Raw genomic sequence first — 12,745 nt, 5'->3', positions numbered from 1 at the left:
TTAAATGGTAGAATAAGGTTTCATTTTAAAAAAATTATATAAGGAAATCATATGATGAAAGTATTAGTTTTTATTGGTATTACTTTTGGCATACTATCTCATAGTTTTGCAGATGAAATAATTATCAAAAATTATGATAAAACAAATATAAAGATAAATGATTTAAGTAATGTTGATTGGATTAAACAAAGACCAAAAAAGCCTAAATGACGACTACCACAGCAATGGCAAATCCCCCATCGTGGCTGATGCTTAGTGCAATATTTGTTACATTAAAATCATTTATTTTTTCAGATGCAAGATGAATGCTGGGTGCGTTTGTACTACTCTTGCTTATGTGCATATCTAAAAAGTTTAGCTTACTCCCTATACCTACACCTAATGCCTTAGAACACGCTTCTTTTGCCGCCCAGAATCCAGCTGCACGAGGAATATTTATAGATTTATTGGTATTCATACAAAGAGCTATCTCTTTTTCACAAAGAAAACGCTCCAATGCACCTCTGTCAAACTTCTCTATAAATTTCTGCATACGAGCAATACTAATAATATCAATCCCTATCAATCAACTAACTCACCACAAATTCAACAAAAAAGATATCACTCACTTGTCCATCAATCAAAAATTCATTAATACGTTTTACAATCTCATCTTTGACACGATTTTTTCCTTTTACTGTAGCAACATCTTCAATAGATTTTGAAGAGAGAATCTCAATAATGGTATCTTGCACCATAGGCAGTTTTTTGTCCAACTCTGCCTTAGTAGCATTTGCTTTTATCTCATCTTTATCAAGCTCAAATTGCACGCTTGTTTTGAGATAACGTTTGCCTGTTTGCGTCATTAAATTCACCGTAAAAGGGAGAGGACCCTCTGCAGGATAAATCAATCCCGGAGCAAATTTATCTGTGCTACGCACTGAAACCGTATTGCCTACAATGATTTTAGCAGCCTGTTGTGAAGGCGCACTAGTTTGAGTCTGGGCAACCTCTGCAGGTTTTTGTTCGTGTTCTTCCTCATCGTGTCCTCCGCCTGTCATCATTAGCACTACAACACCTACTAATAGAAGAAGCACTACCACAATGCCAATAATAACAAATAAAATTGCTTTGCTTTTTTTATCTCCGCCACTTTCTGCTGCTTTTTCTTCTTCTGCCATAATTAATCCTTTAATGTGTAATAAGTGAGGCTGCTTTTACCAAATTGACGAGTCTTAAGCAGTATATATTCCCCAACAATGGAAGGCATATTATACCCACTCCAATGTTCAAAAACAATAAAATTCACACTACATTGTCCAAGATTTTCTACCATTGTCAAAAGACGTTCATAAATATCTCCCATACCTTCCCTAATGCAAAAGGGTGGGTCAAAATATAAAATCACATTTTCTTTTGTAGTAATCCATCTTTGAAAACTTTGTGTAAAAAAATCGGTATTGTAAGCATAAAATTTTAGCCCTGATGCTCTTTTTTGTGCAAATGCAAGATTTTGCAACAAAATATTATATGCTCTTTTGTCTATCTCATAAAATATTGCTTCACTTGCTCCGCGAGAAAGTGCTTCAATTCCCATCGAACCACAACCACCAAATGCTTCAACAAATACACACTCTACAATATTTATGCTCATTGTGTTAAAAAAAGATTCTCGCACAATAGATTTCGTTGGGCGCGTGCTTTCTTGATTATTCCATATTAAAGGGAGATGTTTAAGTATGCCTGCTTGAATATGAAATTTTACAACGCCCATCTTTGTATCGCTTGTTCTATGTTAATGTGCTCAATATTTATTAAAATGTTATGTATGCTTCAAAAGAGCGATAATTTTTTGTGTAAGCTCTCTTGCACTTTCTTGACAAATTTGTTCTATTTGTGCTTCAAGTTGCCCTTGAATTTTGCGCTGTGGATAACTAGGTGGTGACATAGGTGGCTCAAAGACTTCTGGCAAACTCTGCACTTCTTGTAAATGTGCGGATTGACTAGGCATATCTACTGCTTGAGATTGAATATTCTCATAAAAAGCTTGTATATCTTCAAACAAACTTTGTTGTGTAAAAGGTTTGCGAATGTGTGAATGCACATCATCACTCACAAAACACACTGCTTTGGTATATTTTTTCTCATTGACATCATCAGTAATAATAAAATCACATTCACTTTCACTACTCAGATAGTCTTTTAAGAAAAAACTCAAACTATTTTGCATTAATGGCGAAAAACAAGATATAGCAATTTTCATTTGCTCTCCTTTATTATGTTGGGTTATACAATACTTTATTATAGCTAATCTACCTCTATACTATATTTAAAGGGTCTACATCAATTTCATACATACGCCCTAAATCTTGATGAGTATGAGCATTAAGATAATGCAATAACTCTAAAAGTGCTCGTGCAGAAGGTGAGCGAAGCAATAATATAAAACGATACTTATTATAGAGTCGCTCTACCAATGCCTTAGAATCCCCCACAATCTCTACCTCTCCTAAACCGCGTTTTAAAAGTATTTCACGCACATTTTGCATAGCATTAAGAGCTTTGGATTCTATCTTGTGTGAAAAAGTAAGAGTAGCTAATCTCTGATAAGGCGGATAGAGATGAGGGCGGTTGCGCAATTCATAATGTAAAAAATCCTCATAATCTCTCAAAAATTGCTCTAAAAATATACTATTAGCACTTTGAACATACACTTCGCCATCGTATTTACGCCCACTACGCCCTGCAATTTGATGTAACAAACTTATTGCTCGCTCATTGCAGCGATAATCACTTCCTTTGAGCACATAATCAATACCTAATATTATCGCAAGATTCACACGATGATAATCGTGCCCTTTACTTAACATTTGTGTGCCAACAAGCACATCAATGTCACCATCATTAAACTTTTGAAGTATCGTTTTAAGTTTTGTGTGTGTGGTGATATTATCCCTATCAAAAAGTGTAATTTTTGCGTTTGGAAGTGCTTTTTGTAAGGCTTGTGCAACTTGAGCAGTGCCAATACGATGAGAGTGCAAACTCTCACTCTTACACTTAGGACATAATGTAGGAATAGGTGAACTCCAATGACAATAATGGCAAATAAGTGCATTCTTATCAAGATGTAAGGACATATTTACCGAACAAAATGCACACTCTATACCACTTCCACATTCACTACATACCAGCATCTTATAATGTGCACGCGTAGGGATAAATACAATGGCTTGTTCATTATGCTCAAGTTTTTCTTTGATTTTTGCTACAAGCCCTTCATCAATGGGTGTAGATTCTGTTTCTATTGTCATTTGCGGATTTTGGCTTACTATATAAATAGATTTATGCGAAGTAAAATATCGCCCCCTCAAGCGATATACGCTGTCTTGCTTAATTGCATTATAGTAGCTGACTACACTTGGTGTTGCCGAACCTAAAACAACTTTGATATTTGTTTTGCTCCCGAGATAAAGTGCCATATCACGTGCATTATAATATGGTGTGCTTTGGGATTTATAAGCGTCATCGTGTTCTTCATCAACAATAACAAGCCCAAGCTCTCTTATAGGCAAAAATAATGCGCTTCTTGCTCCTGCAATTATGCGTATCGTGCCACTATGCAAAGCCAAAAGAAGTTTTCTTTTTTGTGCTGGAGTAACTTTGCTATGCCAAATTCCTACTGCATCACCAAATACTTCTCTAAGGCGGGATTCTATCTGTGGTGTAAGAGCGATTTCTGGCATTAAAAAAAGTGTGTTTTTAGCTTGAGCAAGTGTGTGAGCAATAAGATGAATGTATATTTCTGTCTTTCCACTTCCTGTGTCACCAAAAAGCAAAGGATTAGTGTGAGATAACAAAAATTTGAGAGCTTCATTTTGCTCCCGGCTTAAAGTTTTAAGCTCAAATGTTAGCTCTGCGAGATTCTTATTTGCGCTCTCTTCGCTCTTGCTTTCTTGAGGGACAAAAAGCCCATAGCTTTCCCCTAATCCCACACAATAATATTGTGCAATAAATGAAGCTAAAAGTATCTGATGGGGCAAAAAACAATTTGTAATCTTATGCGCAATTTTACATTCAAAAGAAGGTTTATCAAGCGATTGCAATATTACACCAAGATAGGATTTACCGCGCACAACAATAGAACAGATACTCTCTTTGGCACATTCCTCTTCACACTCATAAACAAGCGGCGGGGATTTTAGTCCAATCGGAGCTATAAGGTAATAATTCACAGATTCTCTATGGCGTGAATCTCCACACTTGTATGCGGAGTAGGCATCTCTACACTTTCAAGGCTTTTATAGAGATTTTCAAGTGATTGACAGATGAGGGCATATTCTTGTGCCTTAGTGATATAGAGTTTTAATAGAGTGAGTGGTTCAATTTTTTGGGTAGAAAGTTCTTTAAGTTTCCCCCTTACCTCATCGTGCAAACAATCAAGCGAAATCATATAACGTTTGCCATTAAGTGCTATTTCAAGGCTTTCTTGTGCCATTATTTTAAACCTTCATCAATTCTAGCAAAAAGGTTTTCAAAGCCTCTATCTTTAGAAGCAATTTCTTCATATAAATTAGAGATTTGGCTATCTTTGGCTTCATTTTGTGCTTTAAGTGAAGAAATTTCAAGATGTAAAGATTCTATTTCTTCTTTTTGATGAGCAATTTTTGAGAGCATTTCTTCAATTTTGTGGGAGAGTTTTTCCATTACGCTACTCATTTTACAATCCTTTGGTTGTGAAAAATAGATTATAATTTTAACACAAAATCTTCAAGGAGTGTGGATAAAATGGGAAAATTTATCTTAGATTCTCAATTTGCGCCCGCAGGAGACCAGCCCCAAGCTATCCAAAAAATCACACAATTTATTCATAATGGCGCACAATACTCTACTCTTGTAGGTGTTACGGGCAGTGGCAAAACTTACACAATGGCAAATATTATCGCTAACCTTAATATCCCCACACTCATTATGACACATAATAAAACTCTTGCTGCGCAGCTTTATAGCGAATTTCGTGGATTTTTTCCTAAAAATCACGTGGAATACTTCATCTCGCATTTTGATTATTACCAACCAGAAGCATATATACCGCGCCGTGATTTGTTTATTGAAAAAGATTCTAGTATTAATGAAGATTTGGAACGATTGCGTCTATCGGCTACAACCTCACTTTTAGCTTATGATGATATTATTGTCATAGCAAGTGTATCGGCAAATTACGGCTTAGGAAACCCTGCCGAATATCTCACAATGATTCACAAATTTGAAATCGGACAAGAAGAAGCTCAAAAAACACTTCTTTTAAAACTCGTAGATATGGGTTATACACGCAATGACACCATTTTTGAACGTGGAAACTTCCGCGTAAACGGAGAAGTCATTGATATTTTTCCTGCATACAATGAAAAAGAGTTTATTCGCATTGAGTTTTTTGGCGATGAAATTGAACGCATTGGCGTATTTGATGCATTAGAGCGCACCGCTCTTACACAATTAGAATCTTTTGTCCTCTATGCAGCAAATCAGTTTATTGTAGGGGCACAAAGACTTCAGAGTGCAATTAAAAATATAGAAGTTGAACTTGAAAATCGCCTTGAAGAATTTGTTTCCCAAGATAAACAAATTGAATATCAACGACTTAAAACCCGCACAGAGTTTGATTTGGAAATGATAAAAGAATCAGGAATTTGCAAAGGGATTGAAAATTATGCACGCCATCTCACAGGCAAAAAAGCAGGTGAAACGCCTTATTCGCTCCTTGATTATTTTGAACAAAAAGGCAAACCTTATCTTCTTATCGTTGATGAATCACACGTAAGTTTGCCACAATTTGGAGGTATGTATGCAGGGGATAGGAGTCGTAAAGAAGTGCTTGTAGAGTATGGTTTCCGTTTGCCAAGCGCGCTTGATAATCGTCCTTTACGCTTTGATGAATTTATCAATAAAGCGCCTCATTTTCTCTTTGTCTCTGCAACTCCTGCTCAAAAAGAATTAGAACTTAGCCAAGAACATATTGCCGAGCAGATTATCCGCCCCACAGGATTGCTTGACCCGCTCTATGAAGTGCGAGATGCTGATAATGCCGTGCTTGATTTATATGATGAGATAAAAGCAAGAATTGCCAAAAATCAACGAGTGCTCATTACCACACTTACAAAAAAAATGGCAGAGGAGTTAAGCAAATATTATGCTGAACTTGGCATTAAGGTGCGCTATATGCACAGCGATATTGACGCGATTGAACGTAATCATTTAATACGCGCTCTAAGGCTTGGAGAATTTGATGTGCTTATAGGTATAAATCTCTTGCGTGAAGGACTTGACTTACCTGAAGTGAGCCTTATTGCCATTATGGACGCAGATAAAGAGGGATTCTTGCGCTCTGAAACAAGTCTCATACAAACAATGGGTAGAGCTGCACGCAATGTAGAGGGAAAAGTAATTTTGTATGCAAAAAAGATTACAGGTTCAATGCAAAGAGCCTTTGAAGTTACTGATTATCGCCGCACTAAGCAAGAAGAATTTAATCGCATTCATAACATTACGCCCAAATCTGTGCAAAGGAATGTAGAGCAAGAGCTTAAAATAGAATCTAGTGGCTTAAGTAGGCTTTATGAAAAAGCAAGCAAAAAAATTCCAAAAAGTGAGCGCGAAAGTATCATTAAAGAGCTCAATATTAAAATGCACCAAGCAGCTAAAGCACTTGAGTTTGAAGAGGCGGCAAGATTAAGAGATGAAATTGCTAGAATCCGCACTATGTAGCGGGATTCTAACTCTATAATTAATGTGCTACAGCCTCACTTGCTCCTATACCGCTTTGCGCACGGAAATCCTGTGCTTCAAAACCTGCTCTATCAATTTGTGCTCGTTTAGAATTATCCAACTTTGAAATAATAAAAATAAGGATAAAGGTAAGTGGCATAGTAAAAATCGCAGGGTGATCATAAGGGAAAATCGCACTTTCAAAACCAAAGCTTTTCACCCAAATACTAGGACTTAAAATTACAAGTGTAAGCACCACTATAAGCCCTATAAGTCCGCCCCAAAATGCACCCTTTGTGGTGAGGTTTTTCCAATAAATACACAAAAGCAAAATAGGAAAATTCACGCTTGCAGCAATCGCAAAAGCTAATCCAACGGTGAAAGCAACATTTTGCTTTTCAAATACAATGCCAAGTGCAATTGCACATATTCCAATACAAATTGTAGCGATTTTAGTTACTCTCATTTCAAGTGCAGGATCACATTGTCCATTTTTACAAACATTGACAAACAAATCGTGGCTGATTGCACCTGCACCTGTAATTGCCAATCCAGAAACAACTGCCAAAATTGTAGCAAATGCCACCGCACAAATAAAGCCATAGAAGAAATCTCCGCCAAGCACAGAAGCAAGATTTACAGCAACCATATTTGTAACACCATTATAAGCACCATTTGCATCTGTATAATCTGGATTCCCAAGTAAAAGTGCAATTGCACCAAAACCAATGATGAAAGTTAGAATATAAAAATATCCAATTAACCCTGTTGCATAAAATACAGATTTACGAGCTTCTTTGGCATCTTTTACCGTGAAAAATCTCATTAAAATATGAGGCAATCCTGCTGTTCCAAACATAAGAGCTAACCCAAGCGATACTGCAGAAATACTATCAGGTAAAAAACCTCCAGGCGACATAATAGATTCTCCTTTAGGGTGATGTGAAACCGCCTGTGAGAAGTAGTAGCTTAAGTCAAATTTTGTCAAATACAAAATCATAATTGCCATAAAACTTGCACCTGCTAAAAGCAACACTGCTTTAATAATTTGCACCCAAGTTGTAGCGTGCATTCCACCAAAAACGACATAGCAAATCATTAAGATTCCCACAAGCACCACTGCTACACTATAAGGTAAACCAAAAAGCACCTGTATAAGCTGTCCTGCACCAACCATTTGTGCAATGAGATAAAACACTATAACGCTCAAAGCAGAAATAGCAGAAATAATACGAATAGGCTTTGCATCTAAACGATAGGCAGTAATGTCAGCAAAAGTGAATTTACCCAAATTTCTAAATTTTTCAGCAATCAAAAACAAAATGATAGGCCACCCAGCTAAAAATCCTATGGAATAAATAAGTCCATCAAAGCCATTTGTAAATACAAGCGCAGTAATACCTAAAAAGCTCGCTGCACTCATATAATCTCCAGCAATAGCTACACCATTTTGCATACCAGTGATATTACCCCCTGCAGTATAAAAACCACTTGCAGATTGACTCTTTTTGTTAGAAAGATAAGTAATAAATAAAGTTGCAAGCACAAAGGCTAAAAACATACCTATCGCTATTGGATTAATGTCTGATTTTGCACCACCAAAATCAATAGATGCACCAAAAAGCGAATTTACACTTAATAAGCTTAAGCTAAAAAATAAACTTTTCATTACTTTTCCTCCTTTTCTGTTTCAGCTGCTTGCTCTTTATAGTGAATCTCGCCACTTTTAAGTGCTTCAAGCACACCATTTTTTTCTAATTGCTCAAGCACTTCATTTTGGTCTTTATCAAAATAAGTATTTGCCAAAAATGTATAAAGCCCTGTGGCAATAATACAAAGCGCAATAAGAAAAATTCCTAGTATAATACCAAGTGTAATAGAGCTAGGACCTAAACGATAGCCCAATACTTCGGGGAAAAGCCCCACACCTATTACAAATACATAATAACAAACCAAAACAACAAGTGATAAGATAAGTGAAATTTTATTTCTAAAAGCAATAAAATTTCTAAACTTTACAACTGCCTTTTGCTGATTTTCAGATAGCTTCATACTCTCCTCCTAAATTTATTTACGTTAATCCCATTACTCAAAAGCTTGTGCAAAAGGTAACATATATTTATACTAAAAAAATATATGAAACTAAAAGTAATTATTGTATAAAACTTTATTGAAAAATAGAAGAATTGTAACATAATAATTTCATAGTTCTATTTGAGATTTTAGACAAAAGCAAGAAAACAGAATTATAAAATAACAAAGAAATTAAAGAATAAAGTAGCTTGTTAAAGCTATCCTCGCACAAAAAGTGCAAGGTTGTAGCTTTTGTATCGTCTTAGAGCTTATCAGCATTTTTAGCAAGGTATTCTGCTACACCTTTAGCATTAGCTTTCATACCCTCATCACCTTTATTCCAGCCTGCAGGACATACTTCGCCGTGCTCTTCAACAAACAACATCGCATCTACCATACGAATCATTTCATCAACATTACGTCCAAGTGGAAGGTCATTAATGACTGCGTGGCGAACTACTTTATTTTTATCAATAAGGAAGCTACCGCGAAGTGCAACTGCACCATTAAAAAGCACATCATAATCACGAGAGATTTGTTTTGTAATATCAGATACCATAGGGAATGTTACTGCGCCAATCCCTCCTTGATTTACAGGCACATTTCTCCACGCAAAATGCACTTCTTTAGAATCAATAGATACTCCAATCACTTTTACACCGCGTGCTTCAAAATCTTTCACGCGTTTGTCAAAAGCAATAATCTCACTAGGACATACAAAAGTAAAATCCTTAGGCCAAAAAAATACAACTGCACCATTCTTACCGATGTTTTTGTAGAGGTTAAAACTATCCTCAAAAGTTCCATCTGCTTTAATCGCCTCCGCTGTAAAATCTGGTGCTGGTTTTGTAACTAACATATTGAACTCCTAATAAAAAATATTAATAACAAATTGTTATTGAAATGCTATTGTAATACGCACAAGTAACTCAATAGTAACAATATCAATTTATTATATTAAAAAGTATATTGATAAGCTATGCCTGCGAGCATTGGGCTTTTCCAATAAAATTCCTCATCATAGTTTGCTTTCATCGGCATTTTGCAATACAACTCCAAATGATGTTTTGCACCACCGGTAAAAGCCAAACCAAAATTATAAAAATTTCTTCCACCTTTTAAATACACATAGTTCAATATACTTGTGCTTTCAAAATTTAAACTTCCAAATCCAACTCCACTAAAAAACCCAATATATTGATAAGTATTAGGAATACGTAAATCAACAAGTACATCAATATTCCAAGCCATAAAATCTTGTTCAACTTGTGTTAAAGTATTCTCTGTTTCTCCTCTGCCAATATGTGCATCAGCATAGATTCTAAAGCCAAATATACTATTATTGATGGAAAAATATTGATAACCCAATCTTGCGCCACCCACAGCCAAATCACCTTTTGCAGAATGTAATAAAGTCTTATATTCCATAGGCATAAATCCCGCACTAATGCCCAATAACACACCGCTACGATTTTTTCCAAACATTTTATCAGATTCTTCATCAAGCTCTTGTGTGATTTTATTAGTTTGCGCAAAATCCTGCTGCACAGGATTATTTTGTAATTTTTCTTCAGGATAGGAATATTGAAGTGATTTGAGCCTCTGCTCAAGCTTTTCTAATTCTTTTGTTCCTCTATGGCTTGTTGAGATTCAATCTCACGAATTTTTCGCTCAAGTTCCGCTTTTCTTTCACTCAAACTATCTGCATTAAGAATCTGCGCAGTTACTAAAGCATAAAATATATAATATCGCTTTTTCATCAAAATCTCCTTAGATTCTTACTAAAAGCGATATTATACCCCCCTTAAATTCTGCTTAAAAATACACTCTCATTTTTGTCCATATACTGCGTCCTGGCTCATAGATTCTAGTTGTGGGCGCAATATCTAATGCTCCAATGTCTATGCCATTTTTAGAGAGATGATAAGCATAAAGTGTATTTGTGAGATTATCTACTCCTGCTAGAAGCATAAAATATTTATGTTTGTAGCCTCCATAAAGATTAAGCGTTACAAATCCTTTAGAATTCCCTAAATCCTTACCCACCACATTACCATAATTAAATGCATAACGATTTTGTACGGCGTTTGCAATTACATCAAGGCGTAAAAGCCAATTGCCATTCTCATAAAAGCTTGAGATTTGAGCCTGAAGTGGGGCGACTTGTGGAAGTGGTGAATGAGATTGTAAGCCTTGTTTGGTACTTAGATTTAAACCATAAGTATAAGCAAGTGAACCATAGAAGTGCAAACTATCCCACACAATATACTCTGCTTCTACCTCCCCACCTGCAAGAAAAGCATCGGTATTAAAAGCACTTGCTGTTGCTGGAATATAGTTGATTAAAATATAATTTGCCATATGCGAAGCATAGGCTGAAACCTTACTCTTAAATGCATCGTCTTGATAAGTAAGCCCCACATCAAACTGGGTATTTGTTTCTGGTGAAAGATTCATACCATTAGCCTTACTTCGCTCCCAAAAGTCCGCTCCTCTCTGCGCTACACCTAATCCCGCATATAATGTGGATTTATCTAGATAATGTTCATATCGCACAAAGGCACTTGCAAGGTTATTTTTATCCTCTGCTGCACTTCGTGCTGCTAGCTGTTTTCGTTCTGTTACAAGATAATCATATCTTGCACCAAAGGCTATACCAAAGTTTGATTGTGAATGATATTGCCCTTGTGTGAAAAACCCTAGATTTTTGAAAGTAAAGTTTGGATTGTATTTTTGGTTAAGCACATTATTTGCATCTTGCAAAGTCGCACCTCCACCATTGCGACTCTCGTGCGAATCGTGGTTATAATTACTCCCCACATAAAACTCTACATTCTCACCAAAATAGAATCTCCCCTCTACCCTACCACCTGTATTTGTGCGTTTAGGATTACTAATATTGTAAAGATTATTATTTATTGCTTGTGGTGGGCGATGTGAAAAATTATCCATAATATGGTCTATAGCATTATGCCAAAGCCGCACATCAAGCCTATCAAAAGTATCATTAATATGCTGCTCTAAGGCAAGGTTATAGGAGATTCTATCAAATGTCCGAGCGTCCATTGCTCTATCTGCATAAGAAGCCCAGCCACGTCCTATATCAATATCAAACTCAAGAGCTGTGCTTGAAGTAGGTGTAAATGTGCCTATAAGACTTGCAGATTCTCTATTATAGGCTGAATGCACGATTCTCCTATCTCCAGCACGATAATCTGCAGATTCATAATGTGAAACTATCGCCTGCAAAGAACCATATTTTCCCCCAGCTAAAGCATTCGCATTTATATCAAAACGATTAAAACTCCCATACATTGCACTTGTATCAACATTAAAACTTCCCTTACCAAGTCTTAAAATATCGCGTTCAAAAAGTAAGCCACCACTTATAAGTGCACCATAACGAACATCTTGAGGACCTTTAAGAAAAGTGATACGATTGTAATTTTCCGGAAATATATAAGTCGTAGTCGTATCCATACGCCCGCCACAAGCACCATTTAACACACCGCTATTTAAAAATATAGGCAATCTTGAAGCAACTTGTGAGCGAAATATAACCTCACTTCCACCACCACCTTTGCGAGTCATAGAGAATCCAGGTACTTGCAGCATTGACTTGGCAATATCGCCGCTGTGCAAAATCGTATCTTTACCTTGCCAGGTTATATTTGTTGTAGATTGTAAATCTTTGCTAAAAACCGCCTTTACTACAGATTTAGGTAATACACGTTTATTTTCTACAATGCCTCTACTCGTGTTTGAGCGCTCATTTGCAGCAGATTCTAAAATATTATCTGCATAAGCAAAAGTGCTAAAAAGCATCGCTACTCCCATAGAAACATAAATTTTTCCCATAAAACTCTCCAACCCAAATTAATTTCTAGACATTATTGCAAAAAAAAACAAATTTGAATTGTGTGCAAGTCTT

At 36.1% G+C, this 12,745-nt stretch carries 15 protein-coding genes; 2 read left to right on the top strand and 13 right to left on the bottom strand.

Annotated elements, in window-relative coordinates; translation table 11 throughout:
* The first annotated feature begins 51 nt into the window (after positions 1–51).
* Positions 52–210 (top strand): hypothetical protein, encoded by a 159-nt coding sequence (locus tag HH_RS09565; RefSeq protein ID WP_011116396.1) that lies wholly within the window; start codon positions 52–54, stop codon positions 208–210.
* Here the strand turns inward: HH_RS09565 and acpS are convergent.
* The 7 genes from acpS to HH_RS07505 are packed head-to-tail and all read right to left on the bottom strand — an operon-like array spanning position 203 to position 4,695.
* The gene (gene acpS, locus HH_RS07535) at positions 203–565 is read right to left on the bottom strand and encodes a holo-ACP synthase (RefSeq protein WP_011116395.1); all 363 of its coding nucleotides are present in this window, start codon (positions 563–565) and stop codon (positions 203–205) included. The two genes, HH_RS09565 and acpS, sit on opposite strands and share 8 nt — an antisense overlap.
* Positions 566–569: 4 nt before the next feature.
* Complete coding sequence (gene fliL / locus HH_RS07530) at positions 570–1,160, bottom strand: flagellar basal body-associated protein FliL (protein ID WP_011116394.1); 591 nt, start codon at positions 1,158–1,160, stop codon at positions 570–572.
* 2 nt (positions 1,161–1,162) lie between these two features.
* Positions 1,163–1,753, bottom strand: coding sequence for a 16S rRNA (guanine(966)-N(2))-methyltransferase RsmD (gene rsmD, locus HH_RS07525; protein ID WP_011116393.1), 591 nt, complete (start codon positions 1,751–1,753; stop codon positions 1,163–1,165).
* A 48-nt stretch (positions 1,754–1,801) separates the two neighbouring features.
* Entirely contained in the window at positions 1,802–2,242 is a 441-nt protein-coding gene (locus HH_RS09235) for a hypothetical protein (RefSeq protein ID WP_011116392.1), read from the bottom strand.
* 55 nt (positions 2,243–2,297) lie between these two features.
* Positions 2,298–4,211, bottom strand: a complete 1,914-nt coding sequence (locus HH_RS07515) for a primosomal protein N' (RefSeq protein WP_011116391.1) — start codon at positions 4,209–4,211, stop codon at positions 2,298–2,300.
* Positions 4,208–4,474, bottom strand: a complete 267-nt coding sequence (locus HH_RS07510; protein WP_011116390.1) for a hypothetical protein — start codon at positions 4,472–4,474, stop codon at positions 4,208–4,210. Before HH_RS07510 ends, HH_RS07515 begins: the two co-directional genes overlap by 4 nt.
* Complete coding sequence (locus HH_RS07505; RefSeq protein WP_011116389.1) at positions 4,474–4,695, bottom strand: hypothetical protein; 222 nt, start codon at positions 4,693–4,695, stop codon at positions 4,474–4,476. Before HH_RS07505 ends, HH_RS07510 begins: the two co-directional genes overlap by 1 nt.
* Before the next feature lie 69 nt (positions 4,696–4,764).
* Between HH_RS07505 and uvrB the strand changes: the two genes are divergently transcribed.
* A complete protein-coding gene (uvrB, locus tag HH_RS07500) occupies positions 4,765–6,741 on the top strand; it encodes an excinuclease ABC subunit UvrB (RefSeq protein ID WP_011116388.1) in 1,977 nt (658 codons plus the stop codon).
* A 19-nt stretch (positions 6,742–6,760) separates the two neighbouring features.
* Here uvrB and HH_RS07495 read toward each other — a convergent pair whose 3' ends face one another.
* The 6 genes from HH_RS07495 to HH_RS07475 form a co-directional block, all read right to left on the bottom strand.
* A complete protein-coding gene (locus HH_RS07495) occupies positions 6,761–8,410 on the bottom strand; it encodes a cation acetate symporter (protein WP_011116387.1) in 1,650 nt (549 codons plus the stop codon).
* Entirely contained in the window at positions 8,410–8,793 is a 384-nt protein-coding gene (locus tag HH_RS07490) for a DUF485 domain-containing protein (protein ID WP_011116386.1), read from the bottom strand. Before HH_RS07490 ends, HH_RS07495 begins: the two co-directional genes overlap by 1 nt.
* Before the next feature lie 283 nt (positions 8,794–9,076).
* Entirely contained in the window at positions 9,077–9,673 is a 597-nt protein-coding gene (locus tag HH_RS07485) for a peroxiredoxin (protein WP_011116384.1), read from the bottom strand.
* A 98-nt stretch (positions 9,674–9,771) separates the two neighbouring features.
* Positions 9,772–10,362 carry an outer membrane beta-barrel protein gene (locus HH_RS07480; protein ID WP_011116383.1) on the bottom strand — a complete coding sequence of 197 codons (591 nt, stop codon included), beginning with the start codon at positions 10,360–10,362 and terminating at the stop codon, positions 9,772–9,774.
* Positions 10,363–10,430: 68 nt separating this feature from the next.
* Positions 10,431–10,574 carry a hypothetical protein gene (locus tag HH_RS09560; RefSeq protein WP_011116382.1) on the bottom strand — a complete coding sequence of 48 codons (144 nt, stop codon included), beginning with the start codon at positions 10,572–10,574 and terminating at the stop codon, positions 10,431–10,433.
* 55 nt (positions 10,575–10,629) lie between these two features.
* The gene (locus HH_RS07475; protein ID WP_226989485.1) at positions 10,630–12,672 is read right to left on the bottom strand and encodes a TonB-dependent receptor domain-containing protein; all 2,043 of its coding nucleotides are present in this window, start codon (positions 12,670–12,672) and stop codon (positions 10,630–10,632) included.
* Positions 12,673–12,745 lie beyond the last annotated feature (73 nt).

The sequence above is a fragment of the Helicobacter hepaticus ATCC 51449 genome, from assembly GCF_000007905.1.
In the GTDB taxonomy this organism is placed as follows: Bacteria; Campylobacterota; Campylobacteria; order Campylobacterales; family Helicobacteraceae; genus Helicobacter_C; species Helicobacter_C hepaticus.
Note: the sequence above shows the minus strand (reverse complement) of the source record. Positions and strands in the feature narration are given on the sequence as shown.